The sequence below is a fragment of the Xanthomonas sp. F14 genome, assembly GCF_014199865.1.
Genome location: NZ_JACHOM010000001.1, coordinates 1,004,469 through 1,029,017 on the forward strand (window position 1 = coordinate 1,004,469; position 24,549 = coordinate 1,029,017).

Sequence of the window (24,549 nt, forward strand, 5' to 3'; positions counted from 1 at the left end):
CGAGCCGATGCACTATCACGCCGCGTCGCGATGCGATCGCCGCGGCCACTCTTCCGCACCTGCGGCTTGCCGCATGTTCCTAATCGAGTAAAGAAATGCCAAAGCGCACCGACCTAAAAACCATCCTGATCATCGGCGCCGGCCCGATCGTCATCGGCCAGGCCTGCGAGTTTGATTACTCCGGCGCGCAGGCGTGCAAGGCGCTGCGCGACGAGGGCTATCGCGTGGTGCTGGTCAACAGCAATCCGGCCACGATCATGACCGACCCGGACATGGCCGATGCGGTGTACATCGAGCCGATCAACTGGCAGACGGTCGAGAAGATCATCGCCAAGGAAAAGCCCGATGCCCTGCTGCCGACCATGGGCGGGCAGACCGCGCTGAACTGCGCGCTGGATCTGGCCGACCACGGCGTGCTGGAGAAGTACAACGTCGAGCTGATCGGTGCCAAGCGCGAAGCCATCCGCATGGCCGAAGACCGCGAGCTGTTCCGCGTGGCGATGGGCGAGATCGGCCTGGATTGCCCCCGCGCCGAAGTGGCGCACACGCTGGAAGAGGCGCTGGATATCCAGACCCGGGTCGGCTACCCGACCATCATCCGTCCCAGCTTCACCCTGGGCGGCAGCGGCGGCGGCATCGCCTACAACCGCGAAGAGCTGATCGAGATCGTCGGCCGTGGCCTGGAACTGTCGCCGACCACCGAAGTGCTGGTGGAAGAATCGGTGCTGGGCTGGAAGGAATTCGAGATGGAAGTGGTCCGCGACACCGCGGACAACTGCATCATCGTTTGCGCGATCGAAAACCTCGACCCGATGGGCGTGCATACCGGCGACTCGATCACCGTGGCGCCGGCGCAGACGCTGACCGACAAGGAATACCAGCGCCTGCGCGATGCCTCGATCGCAGTGCTGCGCAAGATCGGTGTGGATACCGGCGGCTCCAACGTGCAGTTCGGCATCAGCCCGACCACCGGCCGCGTGGTGGTGATCGAGATGAACCCGCGCGTGTCGCGCTCCTCTGCACTGGCGTCCAAGGCCACCGGTTTTCCGATCGCCAAGGTCGCCGCCAAGCTGGCGGTGGGCTACACGCTGGACGAATTGAAGAACGAGATCACCGGTGGTCTGACCCCGGCCTCGTTCGAGCCGTCGATCGACTACGTGGTCACCAAGATCCCACGCTTTGCGTTCGAGAAATTCCCGCAGGCCGATGCGCGCCTGACCACCCAGATGAAGTCGGTGGGCGAGGTGATGGCGATGGGCCGCACCTTCCAGGAATCGCTGCAGAAGGCGCTGCGTGGCCTGGAAACCGGCAAGATCGGGCTGGATCCGACCGGCCTGGATCTGAGCAGCGAAGACGACATCGCCGCGCTCAAGCGCGAGCTCAAGGCACCGGGCCCGGAGCGTCTGTTCTATGTCGCCGATGCGTTCCGCGCCGGCATGAGCGTGGCCGATGTCTACGCGCTGTCGTTCATCGACCCGTGGTTCCTGGATCAGATCGAAGAGCTGATCAGCCACGAACAGCAACTGGCCGATGACGGCATGCCGGCACTGGATGCGGCGCGTCTGCGCACGCTCAAGCGCGCCGGTTTCTCCGACGCGCGCCTGGCCGAGCTGACCGGCACCAACGAAGAGTCGGTGCGCACGCTGCGTCGCGCGCTCAAGGTGCGCCCGGTCTACAAGCGCGTGGATTCCTGCGCCGCCGAATTCGCCACCAGCACCGCGTATCTGTATTCGACCTACGAGGACGAGTGCGAGGCGCTGCCGACCGACCGCGACAAGATCATGATCCTGGGCGGTGGCCCCAACCGCATCGGCCAGGGCATCGAGTTCGACTACTGCTGCGTGCATGCGGCGCTGGCGCTGCGCGATGACGGCTACGAGACCATCATGGTCAACTGCAACCCGGAGACCGTGTCCACCGATTACGACACCTCCGACCGTCTGTACTTCGAGCCGCTGACGCTGGAAGACGTGCTGGAAATCGTCGAGCTGGAAAAACCCAAGGGCGTGATCGTGCAGTACGGCGGCCAGACCCCGCTGAAGCTGGCGCGCGCGCTGGAAGCCAACGGCGTGCCGGTGATCGGCACCTCGCCCGATTCGATCGATCTGGCCGAAGACCGCGAGCGGTTCCAGCAACTGGTCGACAAGCTGGGCCTGAAGCAGCCGCCGAACCGCATTGCCCGCAATGCCGAGGAAGCGCTGGTGCTGGCGCGCGAAATCGGCTATCCGCTGGTGGTGCGCCCGAGCTACGTGCTGGGCGGCCGCGCGATGGAAATCGTCTACGGCGAATCCGACCTGGCGCGCTATGTGCGTGATGCGGTCAAGGTCTCCAACGATTCGCCGGTGCTGCTGGACCGCTTCCTCGACAACGCGGTGGAAGTGGACGTGGACATCATTGCCGACAAGGACGGCAACGTGCTGATCGGCGGGCTGATGGAACACATCGAAGAGGCCGGCGTGCATTCGGGCGATTCGTCTTGCTCGCTGCCCCCGTACTCGCTCTCGCCCAAGACCCAGGCCGAGCTGCGCCGTCAGGTGGTGATGCTGGCCGAAGGCCTGAACGTGGTCGGCCTGATGAATACCCAGTTCGCGGTGCAGGTGAACGAGGCCGGCGACGATGTGGTGTTCCTGCTGGAAGTGAATCCGCGTGCCTCGCGCACCGTGCCGTTCGTGTCCAAGGCGATCGGCATGCCGCTGGCCAAGATCGCCGCGCGCTGCATGGCCGGCAAGACGCTGGCCGAGCAGGGCGCCACCAAGGAAATCGTGCCGGGCTATTACTCGGTGAAGGAGGCGATCTTCCCGTTCGCCAAGTTCCAGGGCGTGGACCCGATCCTCGGGCCGGAGATGCGCTCCACCGGTGAGGTGATGGGCGTGGGCCGCAGCTTCAGCGCCGCGTTTGCACGCGCGCAGGAGGCCGGCGGCATCAAGGCCCCGCCGGTGGGCAAGGCGTTCGTGTCGGTGCGCGATCCGGACAAGCAGCGCGTGTTGCCGGTGGCGCAGGCGCTGGTGGAGCGTGGCTATACGCTGGTCGCCACACGTGGCACCGGAGCCTGGCTGCAGCAGAACGGGCTGAGCTGCGAGATCGTCAACAAGGTCGCCGAAGGGCGCCCGCATATCGTCGATTCGATCAAGAACGGCGAGATCGTGTATATCGTCAACACCACCGAAGGTCGCGCCGCCATCTCCGACTCGTTCTCGATCCGGCGTGAAGCGTTGCAGCATCGCGTGACCTATTCGACCACCGTTGCCGGCGCCAAGGCGCTGGTGCATTCGCTGGAATTCCGCGGCACCGGCCCTGTGTGGTCGCTGCAGGAACTGCACAAGGAGCTGGAAGCATGAGAGCACCCATGACGGCAAAGGGCGCGCAGCGTCTGCGCGAAGAGCTGGACCAGCTGAAGTCGGTCAAGCGTCCGGCGGTGATCAACGCGATCGCCGAAGCGCGCGCGCACGGCGATCTGAAGGAAAACGCCGAATACCACGCCGCGCGCGAGCAGCAGAGCTTCATCGAAGGCCGCATCAAGCAGCTGGAAGGCGAGCTCTCGCATGCCGAGATCATCGACATCACCAAGCTGTCGGCCGGCACCAAGATCGTGTTCGGTGCCACGGTGACGCTGGCCGACACCGAGACCGACGAAGAGAAGCGCTACCAGATCGTTGGCGATCTGGAAGCGGACATCAAGCTGGGCATGATCGCGATCTCCTCGCCGCTGGCGCGTGCGTTGATCGGCAAGCTGGAAGGCGACTCGGTCACCATCGATGCGCCGGCCGGCCAGCGCGAGTACGAAGTGGTCAGCGTTGCCTATCTGGACTGACGGGCCGGGATTGAACGACGCCATCGCCCGATGACCACCGCCACGCTGCTGCTGCCGGAAAAACGCCGCCTGCCCGGTGAACTGGGCGACACGCCGGTGGCGCGTGCGCTGGCGCGTGCCGACCAGCACGGTGCCGAGCCCGGCGAAGTGGCGCAGCTGCAGCGCCACTTCACGCTGACGCCTGCGCACTGGCCGGTGGCCGCGTTGACCCGCCAGCTCGATGCCGGCGATGCGGCGGGTGCGACCTGGGTGCGTGCCGATCCGGCCTATGTGGTGCCGGATATGCAGGGCGCGCGCTTGATGGGCTACGGCGAGGCACTCGGCCCCACGGCCGAGGACCTGGCGGTGTTGCTGCCCATCCTCAAGCCGATGTTCGGCGATGCCGGCTTCCTGCTGGATGCGCCCACGCCTGCGCGCTGGTACCTGCGGCTGTCGCCGGATGCCAAATTGCCGGAATTTGCGCCACCGGATCTGGCGATCGGCGATGACCTGTTCGAGCATCTGCCGGCCGGCGAGATCGGCCGGCGCTGGCGTGCCTTGCTGACCGAGGCGCAGGTGCTGCTGCATCAGCACCCCTGGAACGAGGGCCGCGTGGCCAGCGGCAAGCCGGCGATCAATTCGCTGTGGTTCTGGGGCGGCGGCGTGCTGCCACATGCGGTGAGCTCGCCGCACCGTCAGGTACGCAGCCGCGAATCGCTGCTGCGTGCGCTAGCGCTGTCGGCCGGTGCCGATGCGCAGGGCGAACAACGCGTGGATGCGTTGGTGGACCTGCGCCATCTGCGCTCGCTGCAGCAGTTCAGCGACGATGCGGTGGCGCCCTTGCTGGCGGCGATGGCACGTGGCGAACTGGATCGGCTGGTGCTGGATTTCCAGGATGGCGAAACCGTGTCGCTGACGCATGCGCAACGCTGGCGTTTCTGGCGCAAACCGCGCGTACAGCTGGCGCAATGACCTCCACCCCGCGGATCGTCCGGCGCCCGCCCGGGCAGGCCGGCAGCTGGCCCGATGCCATGTTGCCGCTGCTGCGCCGCATCTATGCCGCGCGCGGCGTCACCGATACCCACGGCGCGCACCCGCGCCTGGGTCAGTTGCTGTCGCCGCAGTTGCTGCACAACAGTGACGTGGCCGCCGAGTTGCTGGCCGATGCGATCGCCCGGCAACGGCGCATCCTGGTGGTGGGCGATTTCGACTGCGATGGCGCCACCGCCTGTGCGGTCGGCGTGCGTGGCTTGCGCATGCTCGGCGCGCTGGATGTGCATCACGCGGTACCCAATCGCATGGTGCATGGCTATGGCCTGTCGCCGGCACTGGTGGAGGAGCTGGCCGCATTGCAGCCGGATCTGCTGGTCACGGTCGATCACGGCATCGCCTGCCACGCCGGCGTGGCTGCGGCCAAGGCGCGTGGCTGGACTGTGCTGGTCACCGACCATCACCTGCCTGGCGAGGTATTGCCGCCGGCCGATGCGATCGTCGATCCGAATCTGGCCAACGATCGCTTCCCGAGCAAATCCCTGGCCGGGGTCGGGGTGATCTTCTATGTGCTGATGGCCTTGCGCGGCGTGCTGCGCGCGCGCGGCGCCTTCGCCGAACGCGCCGAGCCGGATCTGTCGGTATTGCTGGACCTGGTGGCAGTCGGCACCGTCGCCGATCTGGTGCCGCTGGACACCAACAACCGGGCGCTGGTGTCGGCCGGCCTGCGCCGCCTGCGCGAGGGCAAGGGTTGCATCGGCCTGCGCGCCTTGATCGATGCCAGCGGCCGCGATGTGGCGCGCCTGAGCGCCAGCGATATCGGATTTGCGTTGGGCCCGCGTCTCAACGCAGCCGGCCGGCTGGAAGACATGGCGCTGGGCATCGAGCTGCTGCTCAGCGAGGACTGGAACCGGGCGCGCGAGATCGCCGGCATGCTGGAAGAGATCAACGCCGAGCGCCGCGCGGTGCAGCAGTTGATGACCGACGATGCCGAGCAGGCCGTCACCAAGGTGGTGCTGGATGCCGATGGCGCGTTGCCGATCGCCGCATGCCTGTTCGATGCCGACTGGCACCCGGGCGTGATCGGCCTGGTGGCCTCCAAGCTCAAGGACCGCCTGCATCGCCCGGTGATTGCATTGGCGCCGGCCGAGCCGGGCAGCAGTCAGCTGCGTGGTTCGGCGCGTTCGATCCCCGGCCTGCATATCCGCGATGTGCTGGCGGCAGTGGATGCGCGCCACCCGGGCCTGATCCAGAAGTTCGGCGGCCATGCGATGGCGGCCGGGCTGAGTCTGGAGCATGCCGCGCTGGCGACCTTCGAACAGGCATTCCAGCGCCAGGTGCAGGCGATGGTCGACGCCTCGCTGCTGCATGCCGAATTGCATAGCGATGGCGAACTGGCCGCGCACGAACTCGATCACCTGCATGCCGAAGCGCTACGCGTGGCCGGGCCGTGGGGGCAGGGCTTTCCCGAGCCGCTGTTCGATGGTCAGTTCGAAGTGCTGCAATGGCGCCTGCTCAAGGAACGCCATCTCAAGCTCACGCTGCGCTGCGCCGGCCGTGCCGAACCGCTCAACGCCATCCACTTCAACGGCTGGCGCGGCAGCGAGCCGGCACGTATGGTGCGGCTGGCGTACCGCCTGGTCAGCGACGACTATCGCGGCGGCACCGCGGTGCAGTTGATCGTCGAGCACTGCGAGCCGGCGACAGTCACGGGCTGAGCGCGCGGCTGTCAACCGCGGGCTTCGGTAGGGGCGACAGCGCGGCCCTGCAGCCAGGCTGCACATCAACCGCTCTACACGGGGGCGGCGCACCCACAGCCGGCATGTACGTGGTGGTTCATGCCGCAAGTGGCGCATGCCTGATGGCGGCAAGGTGGTTTGGTTCGTCGCTCAAGGCGTCTTGCAAGCCAGTGCTGCAAGCAGACCTGCGCTCGCACTGACCTCGCCCCGGTCAGGGCGCCTTCTTGACCTCGGTCACCAAGGTCGGCAATTCCCACGCTCCGCCAGCGGCGACCAATCTGCACAGGCCGGAGGTGGATTCGGAGGTCGGCACGAAACGGCGGCCGTCCCAGGTCCAGCTGGACTCGCTGTAGCAGTCGCCCAGGCCGCGTCCCTTCTGCGATGCAAGGATGGTGGAGCCGTCGATATCGCTGGCGTGCGTGGTCACCAACGTCGGCGCGAACGGCGGACGTGCATTGATGACCCAGAAACCGGTGCCGATGTTGTAGGCGCCCATCCAGCAGTCGGTCGAGACCAGCAGTTTGTCGCCGCTGAGCCGGGTGACCGACAGCGGCTCGGCTGCATCGCCAGCCCGCAGCCCCTTGCATTCCTCATCGGCCGGCAAGCTGGCACGCAGCGCTTGGTACAACGCCGGCAGCGTGCCCAGGCGCGCATCTGCTGCTTGCGTTGCTGCGAGTTTGACCGCTCGCACCTGCGGTGCCGGCACGGCCGGCAGCACCGCAGCTTCGTCGCGATCGCCCTTGCGCACCAGGGCGCCGCGCGTGCCCAGCCGGCCCTGGAACTCGTCCATCTTCAGCAGCACCGCTGCGGCGCCGCGGTCGGACAGCTGCCAGCGGCGACCATCGTTGCCGAGCGCCACGATCTTGCTGCTGCGGGTCAGTGCGGCCAGCAGTGCGGTCACCTGCGTGTTGGTCAGCGGTGCGGTGCCGCTGTCGCGATTCAATGCCAGCTTGCCCAGGTCGCGCTGGTCGATGCGCAAGGTGAGCGATGCCGGCATCTTGACCTCGTCGTACTGGCCCAGCATCAACTCAGCAGTGACCTGCTGCCCCGCACCGGCCTTGCGCGTCAGCAAGACCGACACCGGCGTGCTGCCGTCGTCATCCGGCTGATAGCCAGCGGCGCGGCAGGTGCGGGTGTTGTCGCAGGCGATGGTCCAGTCCTGGTGCTCGAAGGCGATGCCGACCGGCGCATCGGCAAGGGCGGCGGCAGGCGCGAGCAACAAGGTGGCGGCGAGCAGGGTAGGGCGCATGGTGTCTTCGAAAGAGCGTATCCGGCGGGCATCTTGCGTTGCTGCCGACGGGCCGTCCAGTACGTCGCATGCCGAAGCGGCACACGCCTGCGCAACATTTTCATGACGGCACCGGCGCGCTGTCGGTCGTGCCGGCCAGACGCCGCCTGCGCGCACGCAATCCGAACAAGGGACGCAACCAGCGCATCCGGCGGATCGCAAACTCATGCAACGCCAGGCAGCCGGTCACGGTGGCGGCGATCACCAGCGCCGGCTCCAGCCAGGCATTCAGATGCAGCGGCATCAGCCAGTACAGCGTCACGATGATCAGGCTCTGGTGCAGGATGTACCACGGGAACACCGCCTCCGTGCAGTACGGCAGCCAGGGGAACGGGCGATTCAATCGAAGCCTGGCCCAGCCAAGAATCGTCAGCAGCGCCAGCCAGGTGTAGGCAGCCCGTGCGCTGTGTTCGATCGCCTCCCACGGCAGCGCGGCCAGCGGTGCACCCAGTTGCGCAGTCTGCCCCTGGATGCTGGCATAGCGAATGCCCAGTTCGGTGCCGATCGCCACCAGTGCGGCGACCAAGGTGAGCCAGCGCAGTTGTACGGCCAGCTGCCAGAAACGCTCGCGGCGTGCCAACAGATACCCCAGGACGAACAGCGGGAACGATTCGGCGTGCACGAACCAGTCGCCAAACAGCGCGTGGGTGGGCGGATGCCGCGGCATCACCCACAGCACGCAGAACGCTTCCCACAGCATCGGCAACAGCAGCAGTGCCGGCACCGCCAGCGCAGCGGGCAAGCGCGGCCACGCGGCCAACCGCAGCGGTCGGGCCAACGACACCAGCGCCATCAAGGCAATGGTGTAGGGCAACAGATAGGCCAGATACCACAGATGGTTCCAGGTGATGCCGTGCTCCCAGCCATCGAAACTGCCGGCCGGCCACGGCCGCACCTGCCAGTAGCGCAGCAGGAAGCTGCCGAAGCCCGGGCTGACCTTGCCGTTGCTCACGCCCTGGCAATAGGCCTGCACCGCGACCACCACGAACATGCCGAACAACAGCGGCGGCAGCAATCGCCCGCAGCGTTGCAGGGCGAAATGCCAGGGCCTGGCCTGCGGCCGCGCCAGCCCGATCGCGATGCCGGAGATCATGAACAGCAGGGGCATCCGCCAGCGGTTGAGCACGATCATCGGCCATTGCAGCCACTGCGCGGTGTGCACGCTCTTGAGGTGGAAATCCCAGTCGGCCACATAGGCCATACCCACGTGATAGAGGATCAGCAGTGCGAAGGCGAAGACGCGCAAGGCATCGATATCGTGACGGCGTTCGGTCATGGTGGTGTCGGCAGGAGGCATGCCCGCATCCTCGGCAACGCAGGCCCCAAGCAGCTGCGCCAAGGGCGGCAATGCCGTCCCCGAGTGACCAGTTGCGGTCCCACAGGGACGAACCGGGGACGGCAAGCGGGCGGTTTTGTCGAAGATGCGCGGCTGCATTCCCGAGTCAGAAGCCAGGTCTGACATTGCTAGACCTCAGTTTCACCCTTTATTGGAATTGCGGCGCGCGGCGCCGGTAACGTCGGCAGGCCAAATAGCGGCCGCAGCCAGCGCTGCTTGCGAATGACCTCATAGCTGGCCAAGCACAGCACAGCGGTTGCGACGATCAGCGTCGCACTCTCGGCTAGCTGCGGCAGCGCCAATGGCTTCAGGGAATGCGCCAGTACCACGATGATCGTCTGGTGCAGGACATATACCGGAAACACTGCAGCAGTGAGATAGCGCAGCACGGCACCATCGGCATGACGGAAACGATAGGCGAAGCCCAGGATGGCGGCGATCGCGCACCATTGTTCTACCGCCCACACGGCACGCAAGAGCAGGCGCAGGGCGGTGGGTGCCGGGTGCGCATCGTCATAGATGGAGAAGTACCAGGTGTGGATCATCAGCGCATAGCTGCAAGAGGCCAGCAGCAGTGCTACCCAGCGCAGGCGCTGTAACGATTCCCAGATGCTGGCTATTGGCGCGATCAGCACCCCGATCAGGAAGACCAGCAGGTACTGCGCGTGGTTGTACCAGTCATCGAACAGCCAGTTGGTTTGCTGGAAGCGAGCCACCAGCACCAGCCGTGCGACCGCCAGTAGCGTCAGCGGTACCAGTAACGCACCCCAGCCCTGGAGCGGGCGCGCAGCCCATGCGCACAGACGCACCTTCGCTGCCGCAGGAAGCAGGCGCCAGAGCAGCCACACTACCAGGGTGTACGCCCACAGGTAGGGCAAAAACCACAGGTGATTCCAGGTGGGCAGGCGCAGGCAGTCGCCATCGGCTCCACAAAACCCTTGGTAGGCGCTCAGATACTTGGCATAAAACGCCAGATAGCCCTGGCGGTAGCCGCCGGGCAATTGTTCGACGACTTGATAGTAGGACTGTGGTGGCACGATCACGGCCATACCGAACAGCAGCGGCAGTAGCAGCTGGCGCGAACGTCGGTACAGCAAGCCCTCGGGCTTGTTGTTCAGCATGAAGGCGGTGGCGACACCGGAAATCAGGAACAGCAGCGACATCCGCCACGGGCTGCTGAGCAGCATGACCGGCTCCAGCATCAGGTGGGTCGAGGAACTTTTGACGTGCCAGTCCCAGGTCACGTAATACATGCCGACGTGATAAAGCACCAATGGGCCGAAGGCGATGACGCGCAGCCAGTCCAGATCGTGACGCCTTTGCATTGGCCGCCCTGCACCAAGGATGATATGCCCCAACTACGCGAGATGACGCAGCGGGCGACCAGCGGGAAGGGACGAAACAGGGATCTTCAGGGACGAATGGGTTCCGCCGTGGGGTGACGATCGGCGCCGCCAGCCTAGAATATGGGGATGAGTACCGACCCGGCACGCACGATCCTGGAGCGCTTTCTGCCTTGGCAGCGCAGCGCAGGCATGTTGTTTTGGCTGATGGTGGTGGTGGTCAACGCCAGTGGCAACGCCGTTACCGAGTTGATGGATCGCCGGCGCGCCGGGCTGCCGATCCAGAGCTGGGAACCCTGGGTGTGGGAGATGTCCAGCGGCTTGGTCTGGCTGCTGATGCTCGTCCCCGTCATCGCCTGGTTCACGCGGAAGCTGCCGTTACATCTGGATACCTGGCGGCGCCGGCTACCCTGGTATCTGTTGGTCAGCGTGGCGGTCTCGGTGGTGCATGTCGTCACGATGGTCGGCCTGCGCATGCTGACCTATCGGCTGCTGGGCGAACATTATGATTTTGGAGCGTGGCCGCAGGAATTGTTCTACGAGTACCTCAAGGACGTGCGTACTTTCGCGATCATCGTTGCGTGCATGCATGGCTACCGGTTTTTGCTGCGCCGCCTGCAGGGCGAGGTGCGGCTGCTGGCCGCGCCGGACGAAGGCCCGCCGGTCGAGCCGCTGGACCGTCCGGAACGCTTTCTGGTGCGCAAGCTGGGGCGCGACTTCCTGGTCGCCACTGCCGACATCGAGTGGGTCCAGGCGTCGGGCAACTACGTCAACCTGCATGTACGCGGCCATGATTACCCACTGCGCAGCACGATGGCCGCGATCGAGGCCAGACTCGATCCGGCCGTGTTTGTGCGAATCCATCGCAGCTACATCGTCAACCTGGGCTGCGTGGTGTCGATCGAACCGCTGGACGCAGGCGAGGCGCGCGTGCACCTGTCCGGCAATGGCCAGCTGCCCTGCAGCCGTCGTTACCTGGCGCCGCTGCGGCGCGCCGCCGGACATGCCGAGGCGCCAGCGGTCCCGGCTATGCCGGGCTGAACAGCATGCCTACCGCGTTCCGCCACCGTCGCCCGCTTGCTAAACTAGCCAGCTTGTTTGCCGGAAGTCCGTCATGATCGAAACCAATCCGATCCGCCAGCGCATCACCGATCTCAACGATCGCGTGCTCTCGCTCAGGGGGTATCTTTGACTACGACGTCAAGAAAGAGCGTCTAGAAGAAGTCAGCCGGGAGCTTGAGAGCCCCGATGTGTGGAACGACGCCGAGCGCGCGCAGGCCCTGGGCCGCGAACGCTCGCTGCTGGAAAAGACCGTCATCGGCATCGCCGATGTGCTGGCCGGCCTGAGCGATGCGGCCGATCTGCTGGAACTGGCCGAAAGCGAGCAGGACGAGGACACCGCGGTGGCGGTGATCGCCGATCTGGACAAGTACCAGACCCATGTCGAGAAGCTGGAATTCCAGCGCATGTTCTCCGGCCAGATGGACGGCGCCAACGCGTTCGTCGACATCCAGGCCGGCGCCGGCGGCACCGAGGCGCAGGACTGGGCCGAAATCCTGTTGCGCATGTACCTGCGCTGGGCCGAGTCGCGCGGCTGGAAGACCGAGCTGATGGAAGTGTCCGGCGGCGAAGTGGCGGGCATCAAGTCGGCCACGATCCGCATCGAGGGCGAGTACGCCTATGGCTGGCTGAAGACCGAGATCGGCGTGCACCGGCTGGTGCGCAAGTCGCCGTTCGATTCGGACAACCGCCGGCATACCAGCTTCACCTCGGTGTTCGTGTCGCCGGAAGTGGACGACAACATCGAGATCGACATCAACCCGGCCGATCTGCGCACCGACGTGTATCGCTCATCGGGCGCCGGTGGTCAGCACGTCAACAAGACCGAATCGGCAGTGCGCATTACGCATATTCCGACCAATACCGTGGTCGCCTGCCAGACCGGCCGCAGCCAGCACCAGAACCGCGACAACGCGATGAAGATGCTGGCCGCCAAGTTGTATGAGCTGGAAGTGCAGAAGCGCAACGTCGAGCGCGACGCGCTGGAAGCCACCAAGTCCGACATCGGCTGGGGCAGCCAGATCCGCAACTACGTGCTCGACCAGAGCCGCATCAAGGATCTGCGCACCGGCATCGAACGCAGCGACACGCAGAAAGTGCTGGACGGCGACCTGGACGAATTCGTCGAGGCCAGCCTCAAGGCCGGTCTGGCGGCAGGCTCCAAGCGCCTGGATGCCTGACCGCAGCAAGACCTCGCCGCGCCCGCCGCGCAGCGACGTCTTTTTTCGCGGACGCTGCGACATGTGCAGCGCCGCGCAGCCTGTACATCGCCACGCAGTCCCGTTGCGCCGTGCAGTTGTCACCGATACACCGTAAAACGCAGGAACCGGCCAGCCCGGTTCCGCATTCTCCACCGGGCACGCGCCCGACCTATCGCAGACCGATTCCCGCCATGACCGAGCAGACCCCCGCGCCGCAGATCCCCGCCGACGAGAACAGCCTCATCGCCGAGCGTCGCGCGAAACTGGGCGCGTTGCGCGGCCAGGGCATCGCCTATCCCAACGATTTCGTGCGCGAACACTTCGCCGGCGATCTGCAGGCCGAATTTGCCGATGCCGACACCTGGACCTCTGAGGCACTGGAAGCAAGCGGCCGCACGGTCAGGATGGCCGGCCGCCTGATGGCCAAGCGGGTGATGGGCAAGGCCAGCTTTGCGCAGATCCAGGACGAGTCCGGGCGCGTGCAGCTGTTCCTGCAGGGCAATGTGCTGGGCGATGCCTATACCGCGTTCAAGGGCTGGGATGTCGGCGACATCGTGGCGGTGGAGGGCGGGCTGACCCGCACCAAGACCGGCGAGCTGTCGGTCAAGGCCAGCGCGCTGCGCCTGCTGACCAAGTCGCTGCGTCCGTTGCCGGACAAGTGGCACGGCCTGTCGGACGTGGAGCAGCGCTATCGCCAGCGCTACGTCGATCTGATCGTCACCCCGGAGGCGCGCGAGGTCTTCATCAAGCGCTCCAGGATCATCCGCGCGATCCGCGCCTGGCTGGATACGCGCCGCTTCCTGGAAGTGGAAACGCCGATGATGCATTACATCCCCGGTGGCGCCACCGCCAAGCCGTTCACCACCCACCACAACGCGCTGGACCTGGACCTGTACCTGCGCGTGGCGCCGGAGCTGTACCTCAAGCGGCTGGTGGTCGGTGGGCTGGAGCGGGTCTACGAGATCAACCGCAATTTCCGCAACGAGGGTGTGTCGACCCGGCACAACCCCGAGTTCACCATGCTCGAGCTCTACGAGGCCTATGCCACGTATCACGAGATCATGGACCTGACCGAGCAGGTGATCCGCGACACCGCGCAGTCGGTATTGGGCACCGCCCAGGTGAACTGGGACGGCGCCGCCATCGATCTGGCGCCGGCTTTCCGGCGCTGGCGCATGGATGAGGCCGTTCGTCACCACAATCCGGAGATCAGCGCGGCTGATTGCACCGATCGCGATGCGCTGCTGCGCCATTGCGAACGGCTGAAGATCAAGGTCAAGCCGTCCTACGGCTGGGGCAAGTTGCTGCTGGAAATCTTCGAGGCCACCGTGGAACACACCCTGGTGCAGCCGACTTTCATCACCGACCACCCGGTCGAGGTGTCGCCGCTGGCGCGTTCCAGCGACACCGAGCCGGGGTACACCGACCGTTTCGAGCTGTTCATCAACGGCAAGGAGCTCGCCAATGGCTTCTCTGAGCTCAACGACCCGGAAGACCAGGCCGCGCGCTTCCAGGCGCAGGTGCAGGCCAAGGACGGTGGAGACGACGAAGCGATGCATTACGACGCCGATTACATCCGTGCGTTGGAGTATGGCATGGCGCCGACCGGCGGCCTGGGCATCGGCATCGACCGGCTGGTGATGCTGCTGACCGGCAGCACCTCGATCCGCGATGTGCTGCTGTTCCCGTACATGCGTCCGGAAGCCTGATCTTTTTTGTGCCGTCGGCGTGCCGACGGCACAGATACTGCATATGCTAGAGCGGAGCCCCGAATGGCGTATCGTCGGGGGAGTCGGCACAGCGGCCGGCGTCATCGCTTTTCCGTTCTCGGGATAGAGGAGCAACGGCTATGCAGGATGTTTTGGGTAATCTTGCCGGCGTATCGTCGGCGGATCCATCGGGAAGCTGGTCGGAAAAGGCGGATCTGGGATTGAACATCGTCATTGTCGATGACCAGATGTCTGCGCGGACGATGCTGCGCCACGTCATCGAGGACATCGCACCGGAGTTGAAAGTCTACGATTTCGGTGACCCGCTCGACGCGCTGGCGTGGTGCGAGGCCGGACGGGTGGATCTATTGCTGCTCGACTACCGCATGCCCGGCATGGATGGGCTGGAGTTCGCCCGGCGTCTGCGCCGGCTGCCCAGCCATCGCGATATTCCGATCATCCTGATCACCATCGTCGGCGACGAGCCGATCCGCCAGGCGGCGCTGGAAGCGGGCGTGATCGATTTCCTGGTCAAGCCGATCCGCCCGCGCGAACTGCGTGCGCGCTGCGCCAATTTGCTGCAGCTGCGTCAGCAGAGCGAAAGCGTCAAGCAACGCGCACTGTCGCTGGAGCAGCGTCTGCTGGCCAGCATGAACGAGGTCGAGGAGCGCGAACGCGAGACGCTGTCGCGACTGGCGCGTGCCATCGAGTACCGCGACTCGGGCACCAGCGCCTTCCTGGAGCGCATGTCGCATGTGGCCGGCCTGATCGCCGAGCAGCTCGGCTTGTCGGAAGAAGAAGTGCGCATCATCGAGATGGCCGCACCGCTGCACGACATGGGCAAGATCGCCATTCCCGATGCGGTGCTGCTCAAGCCGGGCAAGCTCACCGACGACGAGATGAGCATCATGAAGCGGCATCCGCGGATCGGCTACGAGCTGCTCAGCGGCAGCCAGAACCGCTTCATCCAGGTCGGCGCCCTGATCGCGCTGCGTCACCACGAGCGCTACGACGGCACCGGCTATCCGGATGGACTGGTGGGCGAGGCGATTCCGCTGGAAGCGCGCATCGTGGCGGTGGCCGACGTCTTCGACGCACTGTTGTCGCCGCGCCCGTACAAGGAGGCCTGGACCATGGACGCCGCGCTGGCTTATCTCTACGCACAACGCGGCCGCCTGTTCGACCCACGCTGTGTGGATGCGCTGCTGCGCGGCCGCGCGCAGCTGGACCAGATCTGCGGCGAATTCTCGACCGCATCGGCACGACCCGGGGTGTAAGGCTATGAATCCGTTCGGAAGGATCCGGCAGCGGTTGATGAATCGACCTGACAGCGAACATGGCCAGGCGATCGTCCGCATCGTTCTGATCAGCCTGATCCTGTCGTATGTCCTCGTGCCGAGTGTCCGGCACAGTTTGCCGCTGCACCAGCACACCGGTGTCTTGGTCATCGTGCTGACAGGTCTCGGGCTTGGCCTGGCGTTGTTTGGATGGCTGCTGTGGCGACCCGACCGCTCGGATGCGCGTCGTATCCTGGGCATGCTGGCCGATTACGGGTTGATGGCGGCCGGCATGATCCAGATGGGCGAGCCGCTGGCCTGGGTCTATGTCGTGGTGATGTGGGTCACCGTCGGTAATGGCCTGCGCTACGGCAACCGCTATCTGTATCTTGCGGTGGCAATGGCGGTGGTGAGCTTTTCCACGACGCTGTCGATGACCGAATACTGGCAACGCAACCAGCGCCTTGGGGTCGGGCTTGCGGTTGGTCTGGCCGCCGTTCCGCTGTATTTCTCCAGTCTGCTGCGGCAGTTGACCCGTGCAACCGCCGAGGCGCGCCGCGCCAGCGAGGCCAAGAGCCGCTTTCTGGCCAACATGAGTCACGAGTTTCGGACACCGTTGAACGGTCTGTCCGGCATGACCGAAGTATTGGCAACGACGCAGCTGGACGATGAGCAGCGCGAATGCCTGAAAACCATTCAAGCCTCCACACGCAGTCTGCTGGCGCTGGTGGAGGAGGTGCTGGACATCTCGGCCATCGAAGCTGGCAAGCTGCGGATCAACGCGTCCGACTTTGCAGTGCATGACACCTTGCAGGCAATCGGTCTGATCCTGGAGCCGCAGGCCAAGGCCAAGGGCTTGCGTTATCAGGCAACTATCGCTGCAGATGTCCCTCCCCGCGTGCACGGGGATGCGGGACATCTGCAGCAGATCCTGCTCAATCTGGTCGGCAATGCGGTCAAGTTCACCGACCACGGCAGTGTCCAGTTGAAGGTGGCGGCCACCGAGGCCAGTGGCCGCGCTGGTGTGCTGCTCCGTTTTGAAGTGCTCGATACCGGGATCGGTGTTCCGGTCGATATGCGTCCGCGTTTGTTCGAGGCGTTCGAACAGGCGGACACCGGACTGGCGCGCCGGTTCGAAGGCAGCGGCCTCGGAACGACGATCGCCAGGGGGCTGGTGCAGTCGATGGGTGGCGCGATCGGGTTTGAGGAAAATCTCGAAGGCGGCAGCTTGTTCTGGTTTGAACTGCCGTTCGGCCTGGCAACCGCCAAGCCTGCAGCTACTCCATCGCCTGTGCTGCATGAGACGGAGTCCACCACCATACCGGGCAACGTGATTGCGTTTGCCGATCCGTTCCTACGTCACCGTGCCCGCGTGCGTAGCATGCAGATCCTGGTGGCAGACGACCATCTGGCAAATCGCCTCGTGCTGCAGCGGCTGCTGCAAAAAGCAGGGCATCGCGTGACCTGTGTTGATGGCGGCGAAGCCGTTCTGGATGCGTTGGCCGAAGCCGACTACGACGCGGCCATCGTCGACCTGCACATGCCTGGTGTCAGCGGTCTGGACATGTTGAAGCAGCTGAGGGTCATGCAGGCCGGTGGTAAGCCGGGAACCCCGATCGTGGTATTGAGCGCTGATGTCACCCCCGAGTCGATTCGCAGCTGCGAACAGGCGGGCGCCTATGCATTCCTGGCCAAGCCGGTGGCGGCGATCAAGTTGCTGGATACGCTGGCCGAAATCGCCGTCAACCAGAAGCTGCGTCAGACCGATCTGAGCATTGGTACCCGTAGCGCGGCCCCAAGCGGCGCAGTCCTCGATCCTGCCGTGCTCGACGAGCTGGCGGAACTGGGGATGGGAAATGAGTTCGAACGCGAGTTCATTCAACAATGTCTCAGCGATGCTGCGGCATGTGTTGTCCAGCTCGGTAAGGCGGCGGCCGACGGAGACTGGGCACGTCTACGTGAGCATGCTCACGCGGTCAAAGGTGTTTCCAGCAATCTCGGGCTGGTGATGTTGGCAGAACAGGGCGGTGAGTTGATGCGCCTGCCGGAAGCGCAGCTGCGAGCAGAATGGAGTCAAAGACTGGAGCAGCTGAAGACTGGTTTGAAACTTGGGCGCGAAGCGCTCGCCCAGCGTGCTCAAAATAAGTCCGACGGAGGCGTCAGCGGGAATGGCGACCGTGGGTAAGCGAAGCCCGGCAATAGGCCGGGCCTGATTCCCCCAGTATTGGATCCACCAAAATCAGGCGACACCCGCGCCTGCGCGGCGGTTCTGTGCTTTGACCAAACGGTCCATCGTGCGCAGTGATTTCTCATTGAGTGCCAGGGCCGTGTCTACCCAGACTTCGGTGATGCGCAGCAATTCCTCGTAAGGCACCGCCTGCGCGAGATTGCGTGCGGCGTTCATCGCCAGATAGGAATGGGAGATGCGCTTTTGCTGGCGAATCAGCGTTTCGGTGGCAACCACGCCTTGGCCCTTCGGTACGAGTACGTCCACGATCCCCATCGCATGCATTTCTTCGCTGCTGTAAATGCGTCCATCGAGAATGATTTTTTCCGCCAGATGGGGCGAAACGCGACGGCACAGGAAGGAATACGCGCCCATGCCCGGAAACAGGCCGAACAGGACCTCGGGCAGTCCCATGCCGATGCCTTCCTCGGCCACGATGGTATGGCAGGCCAGGGCCATCTCCAGTCCGCCTCCCAATGCATCGCCCTGCAGCAGCGCAATGCTGCGCACGTCCCCACCGAAGCCGGTATGCAGGTGATGGACGCCTTCCACGCAGCGAATCGCATACCGCATGAGTTGCTCGCGATTCTGTTCGCGGATCAAGCGTGCGAACAGGTCCAGATCGCCACCGAGATTGAAGGCGTCCGCGTCGGAGGCGAGTACGAAATGGCGCAGTTCCCCACTGCGTCGCTCATGCGGAGCGCGGGTGATGGAGCCCATGACATCCCAGATGTCGTCCAATAACTCAGGACTGCAGCAGGGACGTATGCCAAAAGGCGCATCGGCATGCATGAACAACCAGTGGGTGCCGTCAGCAGCCGAAGAATCGACCCGAATGGTGGAGTGGGGACGACCGAGGGAAATCTTTTCAATCGTGTTCATGGGCGTGATCCTGGAAAAGCCCGCAGTGGGAGAGTGAACGCCGGCGGGCGCGCGCGATCCACTCCAAATCGATGCTACACCGGCACTATCTCCATGAACGCAGAGGGCTTCCTTTCTATCCGGTGGGCCCTATGACCTGAATCTTTCAGTGAATTTCCGCAAGCAAAAGTAGTTTATTGTGAATTGCACATTCTTGAAATTATGTGTTCCGTGATTCTGCGTTCCGGGTCCACCGAAGTACTCCTGGGGGACTGTCATGAGCTTTAAAAACGCATGGTATTTCCATGCATCGGAACGGCGCAGATAACCAAGTGCAAATCGGCCCTTATTCCGGCGCGCGCGTCGTCGCACGCTGGCCGTCCGAAACGAACGTTCCGTCCGAAGCGTGCAAAAACAAACGCCCGCAAGCCTGGCGGCAGTGCGGGCGTTGGATGACAGCCGAGTGGCTGTCGACCTGCGCTGGCGCCGGTGGATTATCCCTTGGGCGTATCCCGCAGTTCGCGGCGCAGGATCTTGCCGACGTTGGTTTTCGGCAGTTCCTTGCGGAACTCGATCACTCGCGGCTGCTTGTAGCCGGTCAGGTTGGCGCGGCAGTGCGCCTTGACGGCGTCGGCGGTCAGGGCAGGGTCTTTCTTCACGATGACGGCCTTGACGATCTCGCCGGACTTCTCGTCCGGTACGCCGACGGCGGCCACTTCCAGCACGCCGGGCATCTCGGCAATCACGTCCTCGATCTCGTTCGGATACACGTTGAAGCCGGACACCAGGATCATGTCCTTCTTGCGGTCGACGATGTAGACGAAGCCCTGTTCGTCCATCCGCGCGATATCACCGGTATGCAGCCAGCCGTCGGCATCCATGACCTTGGCGGTTTCTTCGGGCTTCTTCCAGTAGCCCTTCATCACCTGCGGACCCTTGATGCACAGCTCGCCGATCTCGCCCAATGGCAGCGCCGCGCCGGCGTCGTCCTTGATGCAGGCATCGGTGGACGGAATCGGCAGGCCGATCGAGCCGTTGTAGTCCTTCAGGTCCATCGGGTTGATGCAGGCGGCCGGCGAGGTTTCGGTCAGGCCGTAGGCCTCGACCAGGGTCAGGCCGGTGACCTTTTTCCAGCGTTCGGCGACCGAACGTTGCACCGCCATGCCGCCGCCCAGGGTCATCTTGAGCGAGGAGAAATCCACCTGATCGAAGCCGGGGGTATTGAGCAGGCCGTTGAACAGCGTGTTGACCCCGGTGAAGGCGGTGAAGCGGGTCTTCTTCAGTTCCTTGACGAAGCCGGGCATGTCGCGCGGATTGCTGATCAGGTGATTGCAGCCGCCGATCTTCATGAAGACCAGGCCGTTGGCCGTCAATGCGAAGATGTGGTACAGCGGCAGCGCGGTGATCACCACCTCGGCGCCTTCTTCCAGCTTGCCGGTGCCGGCAAGCCACTGATGGGCCTGCTGCATGTTGGCCACCAGATTGCGGTGGGTGAGCATCGCGCCCTTGGCCACGCCGGTGGTGCCGCCGGTGTACTGCAGGAAGGCGATGTCGTCGGGCTCGATCTGCAAGGTCGGCACGCTGTGCTTGCGGCCCAGCGCCAGTGCGTCGCGGAAACGGATCGCGCCATTGATGCGGTAATCGGGCACCAGCTTCTTGACGTACTTGACGACGAAATTGACCAGCGCCGCTTTCGGGAAGCCGAGCATGTCGCCCAGCCCGGTGGTGATCACCTGCTTGACCGGGGTGTCGGCGATGACCTGCTGCACAGTGGTGCCGAAGTTGTCGATCACCACCAGCACGCTGGCGCCGGAGTCGATCAGCTGATGCTTCAGCTCGCGCGGGGTGTACAGCGGATTGACGTTGACCACGGTCAGGCCGGCACGCAGGATGCCAAAGGTGGCGACCGGATACTGCAGACAGTTGGGCATCATCAGGGCGACGCGGTCGCCTTTCTTCAACTGCAGTTCGCCAAGCAGATAGGCGGCGAACTGCTCGACCAGTTGATCAGCTTCGCGATAGGTGATGGTCTTGCCGAAGCTGTGATACGCGGGGCGGTCGGCAAACCGCTTGACCGAGGTGGCGAACACCTCGGCCACGGTACGGAACTGCTCCAGATCGATCTCGGCGGCGACGCCGGCCGGATAACTTTGCAACCAAGGACGTGCCTGATTCATCTGCCCCCCTCCAGGGTATTCGGTACGTGACGCGGTGTGTTCCACGGCACTACAACAGCAGGCAGCATACCGTCATGGATGGAAAAGGCGAAGCGTGATGCAGAGCAGCATTCAAGCGTGGTGGCGGGTCGGGCTGGTCGCGATTTTGGTCGTGGCCTTGAGCGGTTGCACGCGTGCCGCACCGGAGCAACGGCTACGCGCAACACTGGAAGCGATGCATCAGGCGATCGAGGCGCGGCAGATTGGCGCGGCGATGGCGCCGGTGGCCGAGGACTTTGTCGGCGAACAAGGGCTGGACGCAGCCGGGCTGCGGCGACTGATGCAACTGCAGATGCTGGGCAACCGCCGCATCGGCGTGACCCTGGGGCCGGTGGAGGTGCAGCTGCGCGACGACACCGCGCGCGTGCGCTTCACCGCGCTGCTGACCGGTGGCAGCGGACGCTGGCTGCCCGAGCAGGCACAGACCTATCAGGTGACCACCGGCTGGCGCCTGCAGGACGGCGACTGGCAGCTGACGCACGCGCAATGGGAGCCCGCGGGGCGCTGAGCACGGCGACTCCGGTGTGCGCATCGTCAGGCGAGCGCGGCCGGTGTCTGGTGGCAAGGTATCTCCCCCGTTGCGCTGCGTCGCGTGCAGCGTCTTGCTGCCTCCGACGACGGTTCACCGTCCCGGCGTTGGCGAGTTCTGGCCACCCAAAACGACACTCCCGCCAGGCGGCGGGAGTGTCGTCGAGCTGATGGCGCAGCGCGCCTTGCGATCAGGCTGCCTTGCGTGCGGCCAGTTGGCGCAGCACATACTGCAGCAGGCCGCCGTGCTTGAAGTACTCCACTTCCTTGGGCGTCAGCAGCAGCACCTTGACCTGGAACTGCTTGACGCTGCCGTCGGACTTTCTGGCATCCACGGTGGCACGGCGGCTGGCGCCGTCCTGCAGGCCGGTAATGTCCAGCACTTCCGAACCATCCAGGCCCAGCGTCTGCGCGTTTTCGTTCTCCAGGAACTGCAGCGGCAGCACGCCCATGCCGACCAGGTTGGAGCGATGGATACGCTCGAAGCTCTCGGCGATCACCGCCTTGACGCCGAGCAGGTTGGTGCCCTTGGCCGCCCAGTCGCGCGAGGAGCCGGTGCCGTATTCCTTGCCGGCCAACACCACCAACGGCACGCCGTCGGCCTTGTACTTCACTGCCGCGTCGTAGATCGCCAGTTTTTCCGGCGCCGCGCCGTCCTTTCCGTAGTACAGCGTGTTGCCGCCTTCTTCGCCACCGAACATCAGGTTCTTGATGCGGATGTTGGCGAAGGTACCGCGCACCATCACGTCATCATTGCCGCGGCGGCTGCCGTAGCTGTTGAAGTCGGCCGGTTGCACGCCGCGCTCCTGCAGGAAGCGGCCCGCCGGCGAATCCTTCTTGATGTTGCCGGCCGGCGAGATGTGGTCGGTGGTGATCGAGTCGCCGAACAAGCCCATGATGCGCGCGCCGTGCACGTCCTCGACGTGGCCGACCTGCATGGTCATGCCGTCGAAGTAGGGCGGGTTCTTGATATAGGTCGAGGCCGCGTCCCATTCGTACAGCGCACCATCCGGGGAGGCGATGGTGTTCCAGCGGCTGTCGCCCTTGAACACGTCCGCGTAGTTCTGCTTGAACATTTCCGGGCCGACGGTGGCGGCGATGGTGTCGCCGATTTCCTTGTTGCTCGGCCAGATATCGCGCAGATACACCGGCTGCCCGTCGCTACCGGTGCCCAGCGGATCGGTGGTGAGGTTGATGTCGGTGGTACCGGCGATCGCGTACGCCACCACCAGCGGCGGCGAGGCGAGGTAGTTCATCTTCACTTCGGGATGCACGCGGCCTTCGAAGTTGCGGTTGCCCGACAACACCGAAGACACCACCAGGTCGTCCTTGGCGATCGCCGCAGACACATCGTCCGGCAGCGGGCCGGAATTACCGATGCAGGTGGTGCAGCCATAGCCGACCACGTAGAAACCGAGCGTTTCAAGATCGGCGAGCACGCCGGCCTTGCTCAGGTAATCGGTGACCACGCGCGAGCCCGGCCCGAGCGAGGTCTTCACCCACGGCTGCGCCTTCAGCCCCTTGGCCGCTGCGTTTCGCGCGAGCAGGCCGGCGCCCAGCATCACTGCCGGGTTGGAGGTGTTGGTGCACGAGGTGATCGCGGCGATCACCACCGAGCCGTCGCGCAGCTGCCAGCCGGCACCGCTGTCGGTGGAACTCTCGGCCTGCGCTGCCTTGGCGCCGACCGCAGTGCCGCCGCCGCCTTCGTTCTTCAGCCGGTCTTCCTGCTTGATGTCGGTCAGGCGCTTGCTGCGCGCATCCACGAACGGCTTGAGGCTCTCGCGGAAGTTGGACTGCATGTCTTCCAGCAGCACGCGGTCCTGCGGGCGCTTGGGGCCGGCCAGCGACGGCTTGACCTCGCCCATGTCCAGCTCCAGCGTGGCGCTGTACTGCGCCGGCGGGGTGTTGGCGTCGTGCCACAGGCCCTGCGCCTTGGCATAGGCCTCGACCAGCGCGATCTGCTCCTCGCTGCGGCCGGACAGGCGCAAATAGGTCAGCGATTCGTCGTCGACCGGGAAGATGCCGCAGGTGGCACCATACTCCGGCGCCATGTTGCCGATGGTGGCGCGGTCGGCCAGCGGCAGATGCTGCAGGCCTTCGCCGTAGAACTCGACGAACTTGCCGACCACGCCGGCCTTGCGCAGCATCTGGGTGACGGTGAGCACCAGATCGGTGGCGGTGGCGCCTTCGGGCAGCTTGCCGCTGAGCTTGAAGCCGACCACCTGCGGGATCAGCATCGACGAGGGCTGCCCCAGCATCGCGGCCTCGGCCTCGATCCCGCCCACGCCCCAGCCCAGCACGCCGATGCCGTTGATCATGGTGGTATGGCTGTCGGTGCCGAACACGGTGTCCGGGTAGGCGATCTGTGTTCCGTCCTTGTCCGCGCTCATCACCACGCGCGCCAGATTCTCCAGGTTCACCTGGTGGACGATGCCGGTGTTGGGTGGCACCACCTTGAAGTTTTCGAATGCCTTCTGGCCCCAGCGCAGGAAGCCGTAGCGTTCCTGGTTGCGCTGGAATTCGATCTTGCCGTTGAGGTCGAGCGCATCGGCCGAGCCGAACACGTCCACCTGCACCGAGTGGTCGATGACCAGTTCGGAGGGGATCTGCGGGTTGATCTGGTCGGCGTTGCCGCCGAGCTTGACCACGGCATCGCGCATCGCGGCCAGGTCGACCACGCATGGCACGCCGGTGAAGTCCTGCAGCACCACGCGGGCGGGCATGAAGGCGATTTCGATATCGGGCTCGGCGGTGGGGTCCCACTTGGCGACCGCTTCGATGTGGTCCTTGCCGACGGTGACACCGCCGTCCTCGTGCCGGAGCAGGTTCTCCAGCAGGATCTTCATCGAATAGGGCAGATGGCCGATATCGAAGCGCTCGCCCAGCTTCGGCAGGCTGTAGTACTCGTAGCGCTTGCCGTGGACCTCAAGCGAGGTGCGGGTGGAAAAGGAATCGCTCATGCATCACTCCTATGGCTGCAGGCT

General features: G+C 64.8%; 16 protein-coding genes. 10 read left to right on the plus strand and 6 right to left on the minus strand.

Features of this window, described 5'->3' with window-relative positions; all coding sequences use genetic code 11:
• The first annotated feature begins 95 nt into the window (after positions 1-95).
• From carB to recJ, 4 genes are read left to right on the plus strand one after another with little or no spacing between them, the layout of a single operon-like run.
• Positions 96-3,338: a carbamoyl-phosphate synthase large subunit gene (gene carB, locus GGR73_RS04480; protein WP_024937721.1), complete on the plus strand. Its 3,243-nt coding sequence runs from the start codon at positions 96-98 to the stop codon at positions 3,336-3,338.
• Positions 3,339-3,346: 8 nt separating this feature from the next.
• Complete coding sequence (gene greA, locus GGR73_RS04485) at positions 3,347-3,811, plus strand: transcription elongation factor GreA (protein WP_024937720.1); 465 nt, start codon at positions 3,347-3,349, stop codon at positions 3,809-3,811.
• Between the two features lie 30 nt (positions 3,812-3,841).
• Positions 3,842-4,762, plus strand: a complete 921-nt coding sequence (locus GGR73_RS04490) for a phosphoglycerate mutase (protein WP_184455806.1) — start codon at positions 3,842-3,844, stop codon at positions 4,760-4,762.
• On the plus strand, positions 4,759-6,498 hold the full coding sequence (gene recJ / locus GGR73_RS04495; protein ID WP_065032245.1) for a single-stranded-DNA-specific exonuclease RecJ: 1,740 nt from the start codon (positions 4,759-4,761) through the stop codon (positions 6,496-6,498). The genes GGR73_RS04490 and recJ overlap by 4 nt, the downstream gene beginning before the upstream one ends.
• Before the next feature lie 232 nt (positions 6,499-6,730).
• Here the strand turns inward: recJ and GGR73_RS04500 are convergent, their stop codons facing one another.
• The 3 genes from GGR73_RS04500 to GGR73_RS04510 form a co-directional block, all read right to left on the minus strand.
• Positions 6,731-7,768 (minus strand): DUF1176 domain-containing protein, encoded by a 1,038-nt coding sequence (locus tag GGR73_RS04500; protein WP_184455808.1) that lies wholly within the window; start codon positions 7,766-7,768, stop codon positions 6,731-6,733.
• Between the two features lie 100 nt (positions 7,769-7,868).
• A complete protein-coding gene (locus tag GGR73_RS04505) occupies positions 7,869-9,083 on the minus strand; it encodes an acyltransferase family protein (protein WP_184456488.1) in 1,215 nt (404 codons plus the stop codon).
• A gap of 188 nt (positions 9,084-9,271) precedes the next feature.
• Entirely contained in the window at positions 9,272-10,501 is a 1,230-nt protein-coding gene (locus GGR73_RS04510) for an acyltransferase family protein (RefSeq protein WP_456362916.1), read from the minus strand.
• Positions 10,502-10,678: 177 nt separating this feature from the next.
• On the opposite strand from GGR73_RS04510, the gene GGR73_RS04515 reads away from it, so the two are divergent.
• From GGR73_RS04515 to GGR73_RS04535, 5 genes are all read left to right on the plus strand, one after another.
• A complete protein-coding gene (locus tag GGR73_RS04515; protein WP_243849373.1) occupies positions 10,679-11,527 on the plus strand; it encodes a LytTR family DNA-binding domain-containing protein in 849 nt (282 codons plus the stop codon).
• 73 nt (positions 11,528-11,600) lie between these two features.
• Positions 11,601-12,726 (plus strand): peptide chain release factor 2 gene (gene prfB / locus GGR73_RS04520; RefSeq protein ID WP_102252050.1). Its coding sequence is split into 2 segments (ribosomal slippage): positions 11,601-11,675 and positions 11,677-12,726, totalling 1,125 coding nucleotides; the frame shifts between segments, so codons are not numbered across the junction.
• Between the two features lie 212 nt (positions 12,727-12,938).
• Positions 12,939-14,456 carry a lysine--tRNA ligase gene (gene lysS / locus GGR73_RS04525; RefSeq protein WP_104576814.1) on the plus strand — a complete coding sequence of 506 codons (1,518 nt, stop codon included), beginning with the start codon at positions 12,939-12,941 and terminating at the stop codon, positions 14,454-14,456.
• Positions 14,457-14,596: 140 nt separating this feature from the next.
• A complete protein-coding gene (locus tag GGR73_RS04530) occupies positions 14,597-15,733 on the plus strand; it encodes an HD-GYP domain-containing protein (protein ID WP_029219717.1) in 1,137 nt (378 codons plus the stop codon).
• Between the two features lie 37 nt (positions 15,734-15,770).
• A complete protein-coding gene (locus GGR73_RS04535) occupies positions 15,771-17,918 on the plus strand; it encodes an ATP-binding protein (RefSeq protein WP_456362917.1) in 2,148 nt (715 codons plus the stop codon).
• Between the two features lie 54 nt (positions 17,919-17,972).
• Here GGR73_RS04535 and GGR73_RS04540 read toward each other — a convergent pair whose 3' ends face one another.
• Together GGR73_RS04540 and GGR73_RS04545 are read right to left on the minus strand one after the other, a co-directional pair.
• On the minus strand, positions 17,973-18,842 hold the full coding sequence (locus GGR73_RS04540; protein ID WP_184455811.1) for a crotonase/enoyl-CoA hydratase family protein: 870 nt from the start codon (positions 18,840-18,842) through the stop codon (positions 17,973-17,975).
• Between the two features lie 473 nt (positions 18,843-19,315).
• Positions 19,316-20,998 (minus strand): long-chain fatty acid--CoA ligase, encoded by a 1,683-nt coding sequence (locus GGR73_RS04545; protein ID WP_166771266.1) that lies wholly within the window; start codon positions 20,996-20,998, stop codon positions 19,316-19,318.
• 97 nt (positions 20,999-21,095) lie between these two features.
• Here GGR73_RS04545 and GGR73_RS04550 point away from each other — a divergent pair, with 97 nt between their 5' ends.
• Positions 21,096-21,545 (plus strand): Cif family virulence factor, encoded by a 450-nt coding sequence (locus GGR73_RS04550; RefSeq protein WP_024937708.1) that lies wholly within the window; start codon positions 21,096-21,098, stop codon positions 21,543-21,545.
• 211 nt (positions 21,546-21,756) lie between these two features.
• Here GGR73_RS04550 and acnA read toward each other — a convergent pair whose 3' ends face one another.
• Positions 21,757-24,525: an aconitate hydratase AcnA gene (gene acnA, locus GGR73_RS04555; protein WP_039527487.1), complete on the minus strand. Its 2,769-nt coding sequence runs from the start codon at positions 24,523-24,525 to the stop codon at positions 21,757-21,759.
• Positions 24,526-24,549: the final 24 nt, after the last annotated feature.